Source organism: Roseibium polysiphoniae, from assembly GCF_014842925.1.
GTDB classification, from domain to species: domain Bacteria; phylum Pseudomonadota; class Alphaproteobacteria; order Rhizobiales; family Stappiaceae; genus Roseibium; species Roseibium polysiphoniae.
Genome location: NZ_JACYXJ010000001.1, coordinates 98,987 through 117,439 on the forward strand (window position 1 = coordinate 98,987; position 18,453 = coordinate 117,439).

At 59.1% G+C, this 18,453-nt stretch carries 17 protein-coding genes; 12 read left to right on the forward strand and 5 right to left on the reverse strand.

All coding sequences use genetic code 11. From position 1 onward, the window contains the following. Positions 1-14 precede the first annotated feature (14 nt). From IG617_RS00465 to IG617_RS00495, 7 genes are all read left to right on the forward strand, one after another. The gene (locus IG617_RS00465) at positions 15-524 is read left to right on the forward strand and encodes a (2Fe-2S)-binding protein (protein WP_153769895.1); all 510 of its coding nucleotides are present in this window, start codon (positions 15-17) and stop codon (positions 522-524) included. Next, positions 521-2,941: an aerobic carbon-monoxide dehydrogenase large subunit gene (locus tag IG617_RS00470; RefSeq protein ID WP_192106322.1), complete on the forward strand. Its 2,421-nt coding sequence runs from the start codon at positions 521-523 to the stop codon at positions 2,939-2,941. Before IG617_RS00465 ends, IG617_RS00470 begins: the two co-directional genes overlap by 4 nt. Positions 2,942-3,023: 82 nt before the next feature. After that, a complete protein-coding gene (locus IG617_RS00475) occupies positions 3,024-3,908 on the forward strand; it encodes an AAA family ATPase (RefSeq protein ID WP_192106324.1) in 885 nt (294 codons plus the stop codon). A 1-nt stretch (position 3,909) separates the two neighbouring features. After that, positions 3,910-5,112: a vWA domain-containing protein gene (locus tag IG617_RS00480; protein WP_192106325.1), complete on the forward strand. Its 1,203-nt coding sequence runs from the start codon at positions 3,910-3,912 to the stop codon at positions 5,110-5,112. 10 nt (positions 5,113-5,122) lie between these two features. Beyond that, a complete protein-coding gene (locus tag IG617_RS00485; RefSeq protein WP_192106327.1) occupies positions 5,123-5,989 on the forward strand; it encodes an XdhC family protein in 867 nt (288 codons plus the stop codon). A 27-nt stretch (positions 5,990-6,016) separates the two neighbouring features. Further along, positions 6,017-6,562 (forward strand): SRPBCC family protein, encoded by a 546-nt coding sequence (locus IG617_RS00490; protein WP_192106330.1) that lies wholly within the window; start codon positions 6,017-6,019, stop codon positions 6,560-6,562. Positions 6,563-6,622: 60 nt separating this feature from the next. Next, the gene (locus IG617_RS00495) at positions 6,623-6,829 is read left to right on the forward strand and encodes a hypothetical protein (RefSeq protein ID WP_192106332.1); all 207 of its coding nucleotides are present in this window, start codon (positions 6,623-6,625) and stop codon (positions 6,827-6,829) included. 30 nt (positions 6,830-6,859) lie between these two features. Here IG617_RS00495 and IG617_RS00500 read toward each other — a convergent pair whose 3' ends face one another. Both IG617_RS00500 and IG617_RS00505 read right to left on the reverse strand, forming a co-directional pair. Beyond that, positions 6,860-9,391 carry a cation:proton antiporter gene (locus IG617_RS00500; protein WP_192106334.1) on the reverse strand — a complete coding sequence of 844 codons (2,532 nt, stop codon included), beginning with the start codon at positions 9,389-9,391 and terminating at the stop codon, positions 6,860-6,862. An 86-nt stretch (positions 9,392-9,477) separates the two neighbouring features. Continuing rightward, entirely contained in the window at positions 9,478-10,395 is a 918-nt protein-coding gene (locus tag IG617_RS00505) for a DMT family transporter (protein ID WP_192106336.1), read from the reverse strand. Positions 10,396-10,743: 348 nt separating this feature from the next. Between IG617_RS00505 and IG617_RS00510 the strand changes: the two genes are divergently transcribed. Next, positions 10,744-12,906 carry a malate synthase G gene (locus IG617_RS00510; RefSeq protein WP_192106338.1) on the forward strand — a complete coding sequence of 721 codons (2,163 nt, stop codon included), beginning with the start codon at positions 10,744-10,746 and terminating at the stop codon, positions 12,904-12,906. Positions 12,907-13,131: 225 nt separating this feature from the next. Continuing rightward, positions 13,132-13,260 (forward strand): hypothetical protein, encoded by a 129-nt coding sequence (locus IG617_RS21760; RefSeq protein ID WP_274611753.1) that lies wholly within the window; start codon positions 13,132-13,134, stop codon positions 13,258-13,260. Positions 13,261-13,363: 103 nt separating this feature from the next. On the opposite strand, the gene IG617_RS00515 is transcribed toward IG617_RS21760, so the two are convergent. Next, entirely contained in the window at positions 13,364-14,056 is a 693-nt protein-coding gene (locus IG617_RS00515; RefSeq protein ID WP_192106340.1) for an ArsR/SmtB family transcription factor, read from the reverse strand. A 76-nt stretch (positions 14,057-14,132) separates the two neighbouring features. Here IG617_RS00515 and IG617_RS00520 point away from each other — a divergent pair, with 76 nt between their 5' ends. Further along, positions 14,133-14,477, forward strand: coding sequence for an NIPSNAP family protein (locus IG617_RS00520; protein WP_192106342.1), 345 nt, complete (start codon positions 14,133-14,135; stop codon positions 14,475-14,477). Then, positions 14,474-14,815: an antibiotic biosynthesis monooxygenase family protein gene (locus IG617_RS00525; RefSeq protein WP_192106344.1), complete on the forward strand. Its 342-nt coding sequence runs from the start codon at positions 14,474-14,476 to the stop codon at positions 14,813-14,815. Before IG617_RS00520 ends, IG617_RS00525 begins: the two co-directional genes overlap by 4 nt. Positions 14,816-14,828: 13 nt before the next feature. Here IG617_RS00525 and IG617_RS00530 read toward each other — a convergent pair whose 3' ends face one another. Both IG617_RS00530 and IG617_RS00535 read right to left on the reverse strand, forming a co-directional pair. Next, positions 14,829-16,241 (reverse strand): ATP-binding protein, encoded by a 1,413-nt coding sequence (locus IG617_RS00530; protein ID WP_192106346.1) that lies wholly within the window; start codon positions 16,239-16,241, stop codon positions 14,829-14,831. Next, positions 16,238-17,014 carry a response regulator gene (locus IG617_RS00535; RefSeq protein WP_209008182.1) on the reverse strand — a complete coding sequence of 259 codons (777 nt, stop codon included), beginning with the start codon at positions 17,012-17,014 and terminating at the stop codon, positions 16,238-16,240. The genes IG617_RS00530 and IG617_RS00535 overlap by 4 nt, the downstream gene beginning before the upstream one ends. Positions 17,015-17,214: 200 nt before the next feature. Between IG617_RS00535 and IG617_RS00540 the strand changes: the two genes are divergently transcribed. Continuing rightward, the gene (locus IG617_RS00540; protein WP_192106348.1) at positions 17,215-18,285 is read left to right on the forward strand and encodes an EF-hand domain-containing protein; all 1,071 of its coding nucleotides are present in this window, start codon (positions 17,215-17,217) and stop codon (positions 18,283-18,285) included. Positions 18,286-18,453: the final 168 nt, after the last annotated feature.

The window sequence follows — 18,453 nt, forward strand, 5'->3', positions numbered from 1 at the left end:
GGGAGAGAGACACCATGAGCGAGATTGAACAGATCCCGGTGACGATGACCGTCAACGGCAAGAAGGTGCAGCGCTTCGTTGAGCCGCGTACGCTTCTGATCCATTTTTTGCGCGAAGACCTGAACCTGACCGGCCCGCACATCGGCTGCGAGACGTCCCATTGCGGCGCCTGCACCGTTGATATGAACGGCATGTCAGTCAAGTCCTGCACGCTCTTTGCCGCCCAGGCGAACAATGCCGAGCTGACCACGATCGAGGGTATGGCAAACGCGGACGGTACATTGTCTGCGCTCCAGGAAGGTTTCCGCCAGATGCATGGGCTGCAGTGCGGGTTCTGTACACCAGGCATGATCACCCGTGCGCATACTTTGCTTCAGGAAAATCCGGATCCGACAGAAGAGGAAATCCGCTTTGGCATTGCGGGCAACCTGTGTCGTTGCACCGGTTACCAGAACATCGTGAAGGCCATCCAATACGCCGCAGCGAAGCTGAACGGCCGTGACTATCAGGAGGCTGCAGAATGAATGACATGACCCCGTCACGGGAACAGCGCGAAGCCGCCCTCGAAGGCATGGGCTGCAAGCGCAAGCGCGTTGAAGACATTCGTTTCACCCAGGGCAAGGGCAAGTATGTCGACGACATCAAGATGCCCGGCATGCTGCATGGCGATTTTGTCCGCTCTCCCTATGCCCACGCCAAGGTCACCAAGATCGATGCGACCGAGGCGCTGAAAATACCAGGCGTGATCGCGGTGCTGACTGCGGAAGACCTGAAGGGTGTGAACCTGGCCTGGATGCCGACATTGGCCGGTGACGTCCAGATGGTTCTGGCCGACGGCAAGGTGCTGTACCAGAACCAGGAAGTCGCCTTCGTCGTCGCCGAAGACCGCTATATCGCCGACGATGCGATCCAGCTGATCGAGGTCGAGTACGAAGAACTGCCTGTCTTGGTAGATCCGTTCAAGTCGATGGACCCGGATGCTCCGGTGCTGCGGCCCGACCTGGAAGGCAAGATGGAAGGGGCTCACGGACCGCGTAAGCATCACAACCATATCTTCAACTGGTCGGTTGGTGATGAAGACGCCACGGACAAGGCCTTTGCCGAGGCCGAGGTCACGGTCAAGGAGATGATCTCCTATCACCGGACCCATCCATCTCCATTGGAGACCTGCCAGTGCCTTGCGTCCATGGACAAGGTGAACGGTGAGCTGACCCTTTACGGCACCTTCCAGGCGCCTCACGTCATTCGCACGGTCGCCTCACTGCTTTCGACCATCCCCGAGCACAAGATCCATGTGATTGCGCCCGATGTCGGTGGCGGCTTCGGCAACAAGGTGGGTGCCTATCCGGGCTACATCTGCTCGATTGTTGCATCGATTGTAACGGGCCAGCCTGTGAAGTGGGTTGAGGACCGCATGGAGAATCTCTCCACCACGTCCTTTGCGCGCGACTATCACATGACCACCGAGATTGCGGCCAAGAAGGACGGCACTGTAACAGGCCTCAAGGTCCACGTTCTGGGTGATCATGGTGGCTTCGACGCCTGCGCCGATCCCAGCAAGTGGCCTGCCGGCTTCTTCAACATCGTCACCGGGTCTTACGACTTCCCGGTCGCGCATCTGTCCGTTGACGGTGTCTACACCAACAAGGCGCCGGGCGGTGTGGCCTATCGCTGCTCCTTCCGCGTGACCGAGGCAGCTTACTGCATCGAACGCGGTATGGATGTTCTGGCGCAAAAGCTTGGGATGGATCCTGCGGACCTTCGCCTGAAGAACTTCATCAAGGCGGAGCAGTTCCCCTACAACTCGGCTCTCGGCTGGGAGTATGACAGCGGCGATTATCACACCGCCATGCACAAGGCGATGGATGCCATCGACTACCGCGGTTTGCGCGAGGAGCAGAAAGCCAAGCAGGAAGCTTTCAAACGCGGCGAAACCCGGGAAATCATGGGTATCGGCGTCTGCTTCTTCACCGAGATCGTCGGTGCAGGTCCTTCCAAGAACTGCGACATTCTCGGCGTGGCCATGTTTGACAGTGCGGAAATACGCATTCACCCAACCGGCTCCGTGATCTCTCGCATGGGCAGCAAGTCCCAGGGCCAGGGTCACGAAACCACCTGGGCGCAGATCATTGCCACCGAGATTGGTATTCCGGCAGCGGACATCATGGTCGAGGAAGGTGATACGGACACCGCGCCATATGGTCTTGGGACCTACGGTTCGCGTTCGACACCGGTCGCAGGTGCAGCCATCGCCCTTGCGGCTCGCAAGATCCGCGCGAAAGCGCAGATGATTGCGGCACACATGCTCGAAGTCTCTGAGTTCGATCTCGAGTGGGACATCGATGGGTTCCAGGTGAAGGGCAATCCGGAAGCGCGCAAGTCGATGAAAGAAATCGCCTGGGCAGCCTACAACGCGCCGCCCCCCGGCATTGAGCCGGGCCTTGAGGCCGTATCCTACTACGACCCGCCCAACATGACCTATCCGTTCGGCGCCTATTTCTGCGTTATGGACATCGATGTCGACACTGGCGTCGCCAAAACCCGTCGCTTCTATGCTCTGGATGATTGCGGCACGCGCATCAACCCGATGATCATTGAGGGGCAGGTTCACGGCGGCCTGACAGAAGCCTTCGCCATCGCGATGGGTCAGGAGATCAGCTACGACGAGATGGGCAATGTCATGGGCGCGTCCTTTATGGACTTCTTCCTGCCGACTGCGGTGGAGACCCCGCATTGGGAGACAGACCACACGGTGACACCAAGCCCGCATCACCCGATTGGTGCAAAGGGCGTTGGCGAAAGCCCCAATGTGGGCGGTGTCCCGGCCTTCTCCAATGCGGTCAACGACGCCTTCGGCTTCCTTGGCTCGACGCACATCCAGATGCCGCATGATGCATGGCGCGTCTGGCAGGTCGCCAAGAATCTGGGCGCACACGGCTGAGTTTGAATATGCCGGTCGCGGGTCTGACCCGCGGCCGGTGGCTCAGTCCTTTTGATCACCTTGTGACGATGAAGTCAGTCCCATGACAACAACCAAGCAGCAACTGGCAACGGCACTGGCCGAAACCGGCTATGTGGCAGACGAAGGTCTCGCAACAGCGCTGGTCCTGACCGAAATGCTGAAGCGGCCACTGCTTCTTGAGGGCGAGGCCGGCGTCGGCAAGACCGAAGTTGCCAAGGCATTGGCCAAGCTTGAAAACACCGATCTGATCCGCCTGCAGTGCTATGAAGGACTGGATCGTTCGGACGCTATTTACGAATGGAATTATCAACGCCAGCTTCTGGCGATCAAGGCTCATGAGGGCTCGGGCGAAACCGCCGATGCGATCGAGGAAGCGGTGTTTTCCGAAAAATACCTGCTGGAGCGTCCCTTGCTGGCGGCCATCCGGCAGGACAAGGCGCCGGTTCTGCTGATCGACGAGATTGACCGGGCTGACGAAGAGTTTGAAGCCTTCCTCCTAGAGATCCTGTCGGATTATCAGGTGTCGATCCCCGAGCTCGGGACCGTCGGGGCGAAGAGCATTCCGCGTGTCGTGCTGACCTCCAATGGCACCCGCGAACTCTCCGATGCCCTGCGGCGCCGTTGTCTCTATCACTATGTTGACTATCCGGCGCCAGATCGTGAGGCACGGATCCTGCTCAGCCGTGTCGAGGGTCTCGATGCCAAGTTGGCGCTGCAGATCGCAGAACTGATGGGCAATTTGCGCAAGGAAGATCTGGCCAAGGTACCCGGCGTTGCCGAGACCATCGACTGGGCCTCTGCGCTGATTGGTCTTGGCGGACGCAACAACCTGCATGATCAGCGCGAGCTCATCTTTGAAACGCTGGCCTGCGTGCTGAAGACAAGAGAAGACCAGGCGCGTGTTACCAAGGACGTGACCGACCGGCTCCTGGGCAAGGTGGCCTGACATGTCCGCCCTTGTCCTTGATACCCGCGATGACATCGGCGCCGCATTGCGCATGCGGCTTGCCGGTTTCGTGCGATCCCTGCGTGACAGCGGTTTCAAGGTTGGCTTGGCAGAAACAAATGATGCGCTCGCCTTGCTCCGATCTCCCTTGTCCTCGCGGCCCCATGAGCTGAAGGGTGCCTTCCGCGCACTTTTCTGCGGGCGCCGTTCGGACTGGAACGCCTTTGACGAGATCTTCGACGTCTACTGGTTTGCCAAGGGGCTCAAGGGAGCGATCAAGAGCGTCGGCGATAGCCCCAAGAAGGGCGTGAAGACCATCCGCGAGTTGGCCGACGCAAGCGTTCAAACCAACGACGGTCCCGCTGGTGATGTCGAGCGCACAGCCGGTGAGGAAGAAGACGAGGACAGCGACGCCGAGACCGATGCGAAGCGCGAGGGCGCAAGCATTGCCGACAATCTTGGCCAGACTGACTTCCGAAAGATCCACGATCCAGAGGCGATGGAACGGGCACACCAGCTCGCCGAACGTCTCGCGCATTCCATGCGGGTCCGGCTGACCCGCCGTGACCGGCAAAAGCGCAAGGGCCCGCGCCTCGATCTGCGCCGCACCATTCGTCATTCGATCTCGCACGGCGGCACGCCAATTGAATTGATCCGAAAGGGGCCTCGGGAGCGCCAGCTGCGTCTGGTCGTGCTTCTGGATGCCTCAGGGTCGATGAACAATTACACCGGTGTCTTCACCCGGTTTGTTCACGGCATCCTCGACAATTTCCGCGAGGCGGAGGCGTTTCTGTTCCACACGCGTCTTGTGCATGTCTCTTCGGCACTGAGCGAACGCGATGCAGCCAGAGCGCTCGATCGCATGGGATTGATGGCACAGGGCGTGGGTGGTGGCACCAAGATCGGCGAGGCCATCGCCGAGTTCAACCGCTGGCACGCGGCGAGGGTCATCCATTCGCGTACCTGCGTCATGATCCTGTCTGATGGCTATGACACTGGCGATCCGCAGCAGCTTGGCGCGGAAATGGCGGCACTGCGACGGAGGTGCAAACGCATTGTCTGGCTCAATCCGCTGATCGGGTGGCAGGGCTATGAGCCGACGGCAGGGGGGATGTCCGCTGCACTTCCCCATGTTGACCTGTTTGCCCCGGCGCACAATCTGGACACCCTGGCGGCGCTCGAACCCTATCTCGCGAAGCTCTGAGGACGATCCGATGAAACCTTCCCACAGCCTCAATTTGCCTCAACGAGATCACGAGGATCTACACGATCTCATGAGCCGCCTGCGGCGCGCAGGCGAGCCTTTCAGCCTCGCGACAGTCGTTAGGACCATTTCCGTGACAGCTGCCAAGGCCGGAGCAAAGGCGGTGATCCGTGCCGATGGCTCCATCGCTGGCGGATGGATCGGCGGCGGCTGTGCCCGTGGCGCAGTGCTGAAGGCCTCGCGCGAAGCTTTGGCTGACGGCGAAACGCGCCTGATTTCCATTCAGCCGGAAGACCTGCTCAAGGATCGCGGTGTTTCCGCCGGCGAAGAAAAGGACGGCATCCGTTTCGCCAGCAACATGTGTCCGAGCCAGGGAACCATGGATATTTTCGTCGAGCCGGTTCTGCCACGTCCTTCTCTGGTGATCCTTGGAGCCAGCCCCGTGGCAATCGCACTTGCCGATCTCGGACCACGGGTCGGCTTCGATGTCACCGTCTGCGCCCCTTCGGAAGATCAGGAAGCTTTTGCCGCCGCCAATGAGCGCATCGAAGGCTATGCGCTTCCTGTTGAAGCGACGGCGCACCGCTACCTCGTCGTGGCGACACAAGGGCGCGGCGATCAGGCAGCCCTCAAGGCGGCCGTTTCGGTTGGGGCCGAGCACGTGGCTTTTGTCGGAAGTCACCGGAAGGCTGAAAGTCTGCGCGCCAAGTTGCTGACGGAGGGAATTGATCCGGCTGCACTCGACCGGGTCAAGGCTCCCGCCGGGCTCGACCTTGGTGCGATCACCCCGGAGGAGATTGCCCTCTCCATCCTCGCTGAAATTCTTCGTATCCGCCGGAAAGACCAGCGCGGAACAAATGAAACCGTTTACGTCTGACGTTCAAGAAAACTGGAGAAATTTCTCATGAAAATGGAAGACAGCCAACGCATCGAAGCCCCGCGCGAGACCGTTTGGGCGGCACTGAACGATGCGGATGTCTTGAAGGCCTGCATCCCTGGCTGTGAGGAGCTCGTAAAGCACTCCGATACGGAAATGGAAGCCAAGGTTCTGCTGAAAGTTGGTCCGGTCAAGGCCAAGTTCGGCGGCAAGGTGACCCTTGAGGACCTGATTCCTCCGGAGAGCTATCGCATTGTCGGCGAAGGGTCCGGAGGGGTTGCCGGCTTTGCCAAAGGTGGCGCCGTTGTCCGCCTGGAAGAAGATGGCCCGGACGCCACCATTCTTCACTATGATGTCGATGCGCAAATCGGGGGCAAGATTGCACAGCTCGGCTCGCGCCTCATCGATTCAACGTCGAAACGTCTTGCCGGGGAATTCTTCAAGACCTTTGGCGAAACCGTTGCGCCAAGTCAGTCGGAGGACGAGGCTGATGAAGATCAGGCTGAAGGCAAAAAAGGCTGGTTGTCGGGCATGTTCGGCAAGAAGGACACGGCGGCTGAAGAAGACGCCTGACGATCATACGATCAGGCGCTTTTGCGCCTGATCTCTTGTCACTGAGTGGAGGGGAATATCATGAGCGCATACGCACAGGCTGGACTGTCACAGGAGCTTGAGGCCGCCAATATCTTGGATGAAATCCGTCAGGATCCCTGGTTGCTTGGCGCGCTTGCGACTGGCACGCTTCTTTCAGTCGGCTTTTTCATGCTCCATGCATGTTGCTTCGGCGCCGAGGCGGCCATGCTCAAGTCTCTGTCGGTCATCTGCACCACCGCAGGGTAAGTCTCTGAGAAACAGAACACTTATTGACTTCTAGGTCGATTCTTTGTCTGCACTCTCGTCAGCGTCAGTGTCCAGATGCTTGCCGGCATTGATGCTCTGACGTCGTGACGAGAGACTGTCCATATGAGCCTTGATGTCGGGCGCTTGATCCACGAGCGTCCGGTAGTCCGCCGCTGAAAGCGTGAGCAGCTGGCAATAGCCAAGCGCCTTGACGTCCGCACTACGCGGCTTGCCGGTAATCAGGGCGATTTCTCCGAACATCTCTCCGCGCCCCAGCCTGAAAGAACTGTTGGCGGTCCGCACTTCGACTGCGCCGGAGGAGATGAAGAAGGCCGTGTCGCCCTTGTCTCCCATCTGGATCAGCTTCTCTCCGGGAATGGCGAACCTGGGCCGCATCAATTTGGCGACGGCTCGCCGCCGGGCGTCGCTCAAGCTCGAGAACAATTCGTGTTGTCCGAGAAGGTCTTCGGTCCTCATGCCCAGATCGAGCTTTGGCCGCTGATGTGTCTTCAACCGGGCGTTTGAGAGTTCTCCCGTCAGATCATTGTAAAGTTCGGCGCCGATCAGCGCCTGCGAATGCGCATCGGCGTAGGCCGTCTCCTCAAGCCGAAGACCGGTGTTGCGGAGGAAGAGCACTTCCTGGGCATCGGCATAGTCCGGATACTGCAATCGAAGGGCTTCGATGGCGCGCAGGATTTCCTCGCGCCGGGCGCAGAGCGTGTCATTGAGAATGCCGCCGACACGATCCCCAACCAGAGGCCGGATCCGGCGCTGGTTGAATGCAATGAGTTCCCCCGCGACGATCCGGCTGACCAGCAAAAATTCGAACCGGTCCGATATCTGGTTCGAAAGAAACCACTGGATCTTCAGTCTGCGATGCAGCCATTGAGCGAAGCGCAAGCGAATGCCGAACTGCAGAGGCGCACGGGTCGCCCGGTTGTAGCCGGCACGGCCCTCGGTCCGTGTCAGATCGCCAATTCGTCCGGCCGCCGCCAGATGTTTGGAGACCGCACGATTGGAAATCGTTTTCTCGTGAAAATGCTTGAGCACCAGCTCCCGTTCCCGGTCGGCCAGCGCGACGAGGCCCAGGATCACGCGTTCCTTGTCCTTGAGGTCCTTCAGGGACACCGAGGATTCAGACGCGGTCTTCGTTCGCTCTTCATATATGGTCGTCACCCGTTCAGACAGCTCTGGCGCGATCTGATAGGCGTTTGCGGCCTCAGTGATGCCCTGTCGCACGTCCGAAAGCGCCAACACGAGGAACTGGTTTCTGAGGGCTTCATCACGCGGCGACAGCCTGTTCAGCTTCAAGAGCTTGATCAGGGGCTTCAGGCTGGAGCCATAGACCAGAAGCGTGAACAGCACGAAGCCGGTGGCCAGCTTGGTGATGAAGGAAGAAATCTCGTCGCTCAGGGCAGCATGTTCCGAAACGCTCAAGGCAAGCGTCAGCGTGACAGCGCCGCGCATGCCGCCCCACAGCATCACCGTCTTGAACTTCACGTTGACTCGCTCGCCGACCTTGAGCACGGAAAGGATCGGCAAGAGGCCGAAGATCACGACCGCCCGAGCGGCAAGGGCTGCAACCACGAGAATGAGCAGGAGCAGAATATCAAGCTCCGTGAAACCGGCGACCAGTTTCGGGATCATGATCGATGCCAGCACGAAGATCAGGGACGAAGCCCAGAACGCGATCTGCTCCCAAACGTCCTGAAGGAAGGTCCAGTTCTTGGGCGCAATACGGGAGGGGCCATAAAGGTTGAACACGATGCCGGCGGCCACAACGGCAACCACGGCTGAAACATCGGCAAACTGGTCCGAGATGACATAGATGAGGTAGGGCAGGGCGAGGCTGAGCGTCACCTGTGCCAGAGGCAGGTCGCGCATGATCGGCAGCGCCATGACGCAGGCGCGGGCCATCAAGGTGCCGACAATCACACCGCCGATGAAGGATCTGAAGAAGGCGATTGCCGCCTCGCTGGCATCGGGCGACTGGGTGCCGGTCAGGATGCCGAGGAGGATGACGAAGAGAACGATCGCGGCCGCATCGTTCAGAAGGCTTTCGCCCTCGACGATTCGCCCAAGACGTGGAGGTGCGCCGATGTCCCGGAAGATGCCGACCACGGCGACCGGGTCCGTGGTTGCGACGATCGAACCAAGCAACAGGCACGTCACGAGGGAGAAACCTGCAAGCGGATAGAGCGCGAACCCGATGAAGAAGGTGGCGACAAAGACAGCGACGATCGCCATCACCAAAATCGGGCCGATATCTTCAAAGATCCGCCGGACGTCGAGCGTCAAAGTGGTTTGAAACAGCAGGATCGGAAGGAAAATATAGAGGATCTTCTCTGAATCGATCGGTGGGTCGACGAACACCAGAGCAAGTTCGTTGAAGGCGTCAGTGCGCGGCGTGTAGAGAAGGTAGGTTGCAGCGATCCCGATCAATGTGCCGACCATTGCCAGAAGCACGCTGGGAGAAAGCCCGAGCTTTCTTGCCAGTGGTTGCAAAAGGGAAATGGTGACAAGCAGGCCGGCAAAGGCCGCAACGATGATCGGTGTTTCCATATCCGCTAATTTGCCAAGCCCTTGCGGTAAAGCCAAGGCCGTCTTGGGTCAATTGCGAGGCGAATGGCATCATGCTTTGGAATTTATTACTTTTTCTCGGTTTTGCGCTCTGACAGCCAGATGCCGCCCAGCACCATGACAAGGGCAATTGCATGATAAGCATGAAACGGCTCGCCCAGGATCAAAATGCCGAGACCGGCGGCGAAGATCGGCACCAGATTGATAAAGACCCCAGCGCGTGCAGGTCCGATCAGCTCGACGCCGCGCATGAAAAAGATCTGCGCAAGGCTTGATGGGAAAAGGGCGATGTAGAGCACCACGAGCCAGCCCTGAAAGGTCGGCCATTGAAGGGTGTCGACGGCATGCTCGTAAAACAGTCCAGGAATGGACGTGAGTGCCGCCACGACCGACAGAACGGCAAAGAAAACCAGGCCTGAGACCTGTGGCCGGTTTCGAAGCGAAAGCGTGTAACCCGCATAGAACAGGCAGGCGATCAGCATGATGCCGTCGCCCGGATTGATCGACAGATGCAGGAGAACGTCCGGATCTCCCTGAGCGGCGACCATCGCCACGCCGGCAAGTGTGATCAGGATGCCGACCACCTGCAAGGGACGGACCCGGACTCCGAAGGCAAGCACGGCGCCAATCAGGACAAGAACAGGCATTGCGCCCTGAATGATCCCAAGATTGACGGCGGTCGTGCGATGAGCAGCGACATAAAAGAGCGAGTTGAAGCCGGTAAAGCCGAAAAGGGCCATCAGCGACAGACGGCCCAGATGAGCCTTTATCAGCGGCCATTCAGCTTTGAGCCGTGGCAGGGTCACGCTGACCATGACGACGCTGACGATGAACCAGCGCAGAGCCACGACGGCCATGGGAGAGACTTCGTCGATTGCCAGACGCCCGGCCACCGTGTTTCCGCCCCACATCAAGGTCGTGAGGATCAAAAGCAGTGCGGCATTGCCGAAAATATAGCCTCGAAAGAGCGTGGCGGCGAAGCTCATTAGTTTACCAGAAACGGTTGGCGTGAATGTCGGAGCAGCTGGCGGCGGAATGCGGCCACCTGAACGGCTTCGCAGAAATAACGGAGCGTTGCAAGGGCATTTGATAAGGGTTCCGAACTAAGTTGATGGGAGAAAATAGAAATTATCTTTTCCAAAATAGAAAAGGTACTTGCGGTCCGCGCTGGATTGACGCAGCGGGTCGTTGCCGCGAAAAAGAGGGCTTCGATGGGCGGGGTTGCGCGCGCGCGAGATCCGACCGTCACGCGAACCAAATTCACGATCGAATGGTCGAAAAGCCAAGACACGATCGAATGATCGAAAAGACTGAGCGAGCAAGGAGACAGGGATATGACGGCGCGCATTGACGCAGACGGCCTTCAGGTTGCACGAGAGCTATACGATTTCGTCAATGACAAGGCGTTGCCGGGAACCGGCGTAGAGCAAGCCTCCTTCTGGTCAGCTCTTTCGGCAATCGTGCATGACCTTGCGCCCAAGAACCGCGCCCTGGTTGCCAAGCGCGACGATCTTCAGGCCAAGATCGATGCCTGGCACAAGGCCAATCCGGGCGTGCCGGACATGGCCGCCTACAAGGCCTTCCTGACTGAAATCGGCTACCTTGTGCCAGAGGGCAAGCCGTTCTCCGTCACGACCGACAACGTCGATCCCGAAATCTCCAGCGTTGCAGGGGCCCAGCTTGTTGTTCCGGTCATGAACGCCCGCTATGCGCTCAACGCTGCCAACGCCCGCTGGGGCTCGCTTTATGACGCGCTTTACGGAACGGACGCCATGGGCTCCAAGCCACAGGCCGGCGGCTTCGATGCGGCCCGCGGCGCGGAAGTCATTGCCTATGCGCGCAAGGTTCTCGATGAGAGCGCTCCGCTGGCAAGCGGCTCCTGGTCCGATATCACGGGTCTGTCCGTCGAGGGAGCTGCCCTGAAGGTCGCGACCGCGTCGGGAGCCGTCGCGCTGAAGGATGTGGCCCAGTTTGTCGGCTACGTCGGTGAGGCTGGCGCGCCGTCCAAGGTGCTTCTGTCCAAGAATGGCCTGCATCTGGAAATCGTCATCAAGGCGGACCATCCGATCGGCAAGACGGACAAGGCCCATATCGCCGACGTCATTCTGGAATCTGCCATGTCCACCATCATGGATTGCGAGGATTCAGTCGCGGCGGTCGACGCGGAAGACAAGGTTGTTGTCTACAGCAACTGGCTTGGCCTGCTGAAAGGCGATCTGGAAGAGACCTTCGAGAAGGGCGGCAAGAGCGTCACCCGCCGCATGAACGGGGATCGTGTCTACACCGCCCCGGATGGTAGTGAGGTGACCCTGCATGGCCGCTCCTTGCTGTTGGTGCGCAACGTCGGCCACCTGATGACCATCGACGCGGTGCTGGACAAGGACTGCAATGAGGTGCCGGAAGGCATTCTCGACGGCATGATCACCTCGCTGATCGGCCTCCATGACATCGGCCCGAACGGCGGCAACACGAACTCCCGCGCCGGCTCGGTCTATATCGTCAAGCCGAAGATGCACGGACCGGAAGAAGTCGCATTCGCCGTTGAGCTGTTCGACCGGATCGAGGATGCGTTGGGCATGGCCCGCAACACCCTCAAGATGGGCATCATGGATGAGGAGCGCCGCACGACGGTCAACCTCAAGGAATGCATCCGTGCCGCCAAGGATCGTGTGTTCTTCATCAACACCGGTTTCCTGGATCGCACCGGCGATGAAATGCACACCTCGATGGAAGCTGGCCCGATGATCCGAAAGGGCGACATGAAGGCGGCCCCCTGGATCAGCGCCTATGAGAACAACAATGTCGATGTCGGTCTTGCCTGCGGCCTGCCGGGCCACGCCCAGATTGGCAAGGGCATGTGGGCCATGCCCGATCTGATGGAAGCGATGCTGGAGCAGAAGATCGGTCATCCGATGTCTGGTGCCAATACAGCCTGGGTGCCATCGCCAACGGCGGCCACCCTTCACGCCATGCACTATTACAAGGTCAATGTCGCCGAGCGTCAGGCCGAGTTGAAATCCCGCGAGGCTGCGAAGCTGGAGGACATCTTGTCTGTGCCTGTCGCGACCCGTCCGAACTGGTCTCCAGAAGACATTCAGGCCGAGCTCGACAACAACGCTCAGGGCATCCTCGGTTATGTGGTGCGCTGGGTCGAGCAGGGCGTTGGCTGCTCCAAGGTCCCCGACATCAACAACGTCGGCCTGATGGAAGATCGCGCGACCTTGCGCATTTCCTCTCAGCATATCGCCAACTGGCTGCGTCACGGCGTGTGCTCCGAGGACCAGGTCATGGAAACCATGAAGCGCATGGCGAAGCTCGTCGATGAGCAGAACGCAGGTGATCCGCTCTACAAGGCGATGTCGGATGACTTTGATGGTTCCATCGGTTTCCAGGCCGCTTGCGATCTTGTCTTCAAGGGCACCGAACAGCCCAACGGTTACACCGAGCCAGTGCTGCATCGCCGGCGGATCGAGTTCAAGGCGAAGACGGCAGCCTGACCGAATCTTCCCAGTCTGAGCAGATTTTCTGAAACTTTTGCAGCCTTCACGCATTGAGTGTGAAGGCTGTTTTCGTAGCTGCACCTGAAGTCAGCTTTTCCAGCAAACAAAAGAAAAATAATTGTGAGGTGCACAAAGTACGCCTTGTAAAAGTGCACAAAGTGCGCATATTATGCAGGGGTAAGGTCGAGCAGAACGAAAAAAAGAAGTCGAAGGAGACCGAAAATGAATGTGCATACCGCCCGAACACTACTGGTGAACCATCGTCAGGATTACAATCGTGACCGCCTGCCGTGGCTTCCCCAAAAGCTCTATCGCTTCCTTTCGGAAGTGAACAAAAACAAGAACAGCTGACAGCAAGTCAGGATAGAGCACCCGAATGCTTGGGTCCCATCGGACGCATTCGTTCAAACTCAAGAACCCGGCCTTGTGCCGGGTTTTTTGTGTTCTGCAGGTGTCAGCCGTTCAAGATCGGAAACTGAGCCAAAAGGTTCTTTTCGCTGGAGGAGGAAAACTGAATGACCCGCGATGCCTCCAGGCGCTGTGCCCAGCCAAGCTCAAGCAGCCTCAAATAGATGGCATGGCCGGTAGAGCCCGCCAGATGATATCGCCGTTCGCTCCAGTCGAGACAGGAGCGGCATTGGGGGCGGCGGGATCGCGAGGATTGGGCCGGATTGATACCAAACGACTGCAGGAAGGCATCGCCGCTTTCCGTCAGGCGAATGCTGCCGTCATCTGCAGGCACAACGTGGCTCTGTGAAAGCAGGCTGTCATAGATGCGCACGCCCAAATCCCCCGCCAGATGATCGTAGCAGACCCTCGCTTTTCGAAGCGCAGGGTCGTTGGGGCCGGTGCGAACCCGCAAGTGTCCCTTCTTGGCCGCTAGCCCCATGAGGCTTTCGAGTGCCTGGCCAACATCGTCATCGGACAGCACATAGTAGCGGTGACGCCCCTGTTTGCGCTGGTCGACCAGCCCGGCATTGGCCAGCTTGCCCAGGTGAGAGCTGGCTGTTTGTGCCGTGATGCCAGCTTCCGCGGCAAGTTCGCTTGCCGTCAGCGCCTTGCCGCTCATGAGCGCGGTCAACATGTTCGCGCGGGCAGGGTCTCCGATGAGCGAGCCGATGAGGGCAATGTCAGGTCCGTCTCTCATACTTCGATCCTAGTCGAAGCATAGTGCGCCTTCAACATGGCAATGAGATGCGATCTTGAGCGCAAAGGAGAATGCCATGATCACCTGCTTCATTCGCTACCACATCGATCCGACAAAACGGGCCGCTTTCGAGACCTATGCCCGCAACTGGAGCGTCGCCATTCCCCGCTGCGGTGCGGATCTCATCGGCTATTATGCCCCGCATGAAGGCTCGAGCACTCTGGCCTACGGCGTTTACAACATCGAGAGCCTTGCCGCCTATGAAGCCTATCGCAAGCGCTTGTCGGAGGATCCGCTTGGCCGAGAGAACTATGAATTTGCGCAGCGGGAGAGATTTCTCTTGAGGGAGGACCGGACATTCCTCAAGCTCGCGTCCACTCCGCAACCGAGCCAATTGGCACAGGAAGAAGGCCAGCAATGATTGCCGTGATTTTCGAAGTCTACCCTCATGAAGAGCACAAGGCGCGCTATCTGGACATTGCTGCCAACTTGCGCCCGGTTCTGGAAGAAATCGACGGCTTCATTTCGGTCGAGCGGTTTGAAAGCCTGACCACACCGGGAAAGTTGCTGTCTTTTTCGGTCTTTCGTGATGAGAAGGCCCTCGATGACTGGCGTAATGTCATGGCCCATCGCAAGGCGCAGACAGCGGGCCGCAATTTCCTGTTCAAGGACTATCGGCTGCGCGTCACGGGCGTTATTCGCGACTATGGGATGACCGAGCGCGACGAGGCCCCAAGCGACAGCTGTGCTGTGCTCTAGGGCCTCGTGGCCTTCAGGAGGACGGTTCGACCGGAAGCCGAACCGTTGCTTCCAGCCCGCCGTCCGGATGGTTCCGAAGCGTGATTTCGCCGCCGTGCGCATGAATGATCGAGCGCGTAATGGACAAGCCCAGTCCAATGCCGCCCGTCTCCTCGCTGCGCGACTCCTCTAGGCGGACGAAGGGCTCGAACACATCTGCCAGCCGCGCGCCCGGAATGCCTGGACCGAAGTCCCGGAAACGGATGACTGCTTCGCTGTCGTCGCGTGCGATGGTCGCCTCGACCCTTTCGCCATAACGGATGCCGTTTTCGATCAGGTTTCGGATCGCTCTCTTGAGGGAAAGCGGCCGGCAGGACAAGATGATCCTGTCGCCGTCCGAGACCGAAACCGAATGGCCGAGATCCTGTTGGTCAGCGGCAATGCTTTCCAAAAGGCTGGTGAGATCCGTACGGACCGCGTCTTCCTTGTTTGCTTCGTCACGCGCAAACTCGAGCGTCGCTTCCGTCATCTGGCTCATCTCATCGAGTGTTTCGATGATTTTTTCTCGATTTTCCTCGTCATCGATGAACTCGGCACGCAGGCGGAGCGACGTGATCGGGGTCCGCAGATCATGACTGATCGCCGCCAGCATTCTTGTGCGATCCGAGACGAAGCGGGTGAGGCGGTCCTGCATCTCGTTAAACGCCCGGGTCACCGCCCTGACTTCGCTGGGACCTTCCACGGTCAATGCGGGAAGATCCTCGCCGCGGCCGAGCTTTTCGGCAGCACCAGCCAGGTGCCGCAAGGGCTTCGCCACACGGCGCACCGCCAGGAAAACGATAATAAAGATCGCACCGATCGTCAGGACCATCTGCACCAGAAGCGGATACAATGTCCGGGGCGGCGGCTTGTAGTCGGTCGCAACGTTCAGCCAGCCACCGTCCGCGAGCTGAATCGATAGCACAAGATCAACCTGCCGCTTCGCCAGGCGCTTCAGACGTGCAGGAAAGCCGCGTTTGACCTGTGCCGGGTCGGCATTCTGGTGGTTCGGTTGTTTGCCATGGCCGATTGCGAGCAGGTCCAGATTGACCTCACGGTCTGGCGTCAGCTGGCTGCCCAGATAGGTTTCGAGACGCTGCTCGGTCTGGGTGTCGGCGTCTTCCTTCACGACCGGGTTTTCACTGGTCCAGAAGGCGGTGAAGCGGCTGCTCGAGGCTTTCAGGATGCTTGTATGATATGTGGCCGGGGTGCTTTCCAGAAGCTGGACCATCGAGATCGAGCGCATCAGGATATTGTCCCGCGCGACCTCGAGGAGCGCGAGCCTGCGCTCGTCATGAAACAGCCAGATGCTGATAACCTGAGCGGCGACGACAGCGAGCAGCAAGAGGCCGACAAGCTGAGTGCCGAGGCTCGTCGCCCTTAGTCGATCTGCGATCCGTCTGATCATCCGTGAACTCCGTCCACATCCGATGTGAACATGTAGCCGCCGCCCCAGACCGTCTTGATCAGGGTCGGGTTCTTGGGATCGCTCTCGATCTTCCGACGAAGCCTGGAAACCTGATTGTCGATCGACCGGTCAAAGACATTTGGTGTGCGCCCGGTGGTCAGGTCGAGCAATTGATCGCGGTTCAGCACCATCTTTGGCCGCTTCAGGAATGCGCAAAGCAGCTGGAACTCGCCGCTGGAGAGCGAAACCCCGACACCATCCGGGTCGGTCAGCTCCCGCTTGGGAACGTTCAATGTCCAGCCTTCAAAGGCCAGTTTCTCTTCTTCGAGAGGGTCACGCTCTTTCGGCACCGCACTGGTCCGGCGCAGAACCGCCCTGATCCGCGCCAGCAGTTCACGAGGGTTGAAGGGCTTGGTGACATAGTCATCAGCGCCGATCTCAAGACCAATAACCCGGTCGGTGTCTTCGGCCATGGCCGTCAAGAGAATGACGGGCAGGGAGCTGCCTTCGACAAGATGGCGGCACAGCGACAGGCCGTCCTCGCCTGGCATCATGATGTCGAGAACGACGAGGTCGATGGAGGCAGCCTTGAGCGCCTTTCGGGCATGGGCAGCACTTTCCGCGGTCGTCGCGCGCATGCCGTTCTTGACGAGATAGCGCGCGAGGGTCTCGCGAATGTCACGGTGATCGTCTACGACCAGAATGTGGGGGCTGGGTTCGCTCAAGTCGGTCTCCGGAAGTCTGCCCTGATCCTCATGGTCCGATGCCGGCATTTGTCTGCTAACGTCGGAAAAGCTCTTGTCATATAGCTAAAGTGAATTCTGCGGTCGGACAGCGCAATCTTGTAACAAGATGTAACCCGCCCGCCAACCGGCACACACCGCGACACTTGTCGCTGTTTTGGCCCGTATTTTTGCGACAAGTCGTTCCTATGTTCTGTTCATCAACGCAGCAACCAAGGAGCTGACAGATCATGAAACCCATGAAGAAAATCGCAATCGCTGCCCTGACCGCTGGCGTCGCCAGCGTTGCAATCACCGCAGTTCAGGCACAAAGCCCGGCGCCGGTGAAGGGTCAGTATGCCATGAACGGTGGCATGGGCGGTGACGAAATGGGGCGTGGCATGGGGCACGGACGCAAAGGCGGCTGCCACCAGGGCCGGAAGTTCATGGAACGCTTTGACGCCAACAAGGACGGCGTCGTGGACCAGGCTGAAATCGATGAAGTCGTCGCCAAGCAGTTTGCAGAGGGTGATGCCGATACAAGCGGTGCGATCGACCTTTCCGAATTCAAGGCCGGCTTTGAAGAGAAGACCTCCCGCCAGCGCGTTCGAGTTTTCCAGCGTCTCGACAAGGATGGAGACGGCACGGTCACGACCGAAGAATTCAACGGTATGACTGATCGCATGTTCTCGCGGCTGGATCGCGACGGCAACGGCGAGCTGGAGCGTATGTCCGGGCCGCGTGGCGGCAAGCCTGAACAGGGCAAGCGCATGGGCCAGAAAGACGGCGAGAGCGGTCCTGATCAACATGCCGGCAAGGGCAAACGCCCGGGTGGCGAAGAAAAAGGCAATGACCGTGAGGCACGTGGTCCGCGCCACGAAATGGAAAAGCGCGGCCATGAAGGTCGCCGTGGTTTCAAGGGCGGAAAAAGCGGAATGCGTGGCCGCATGATGGAGAACATCTTCACCATGCTCGACACCGACAAGGACGGCAAGGTCACCCGTGCCGAGTTTGAAGATGTCCGCGGCAAGCTCTTCGCATCCGCTGATACCGATGGCTCCGGCGGTTTTGAACTGACCGACTTCAGCACGATCTGGATGACGATGAACGAGGGTCGCGTCGTTCGGATGTTCCAGAAGCTCGATGCTGATGGCGATCTGTCCATCACGGCAGAAGAACACGCCAAGCGCAGCGCCAATCTGGTCGAGCGTATGGACCGCAACGGCGATGACGTTGTGACCAAGGCAGACTTCAAGCGTGGCAAGAAGGCCCGTCATGGCAAAGGCCATCACGACCATGAAGGCCGCAAGCAGCGGGGCTGATGCCCAACCGCTTGCCGAAGCAAGATGAAGGCGGGTCCACCTGATGCCCCCGCAGGTTCCAGCTTTCATCATGAGAGGGGTCGCGTTTTCGCGGCCCCTTTTTCTTTTTTGGGTACGCGCCCGGCACCATTCAGGGCGCTGCGCTGTCTCTGGGCTTTCGATCAGAAA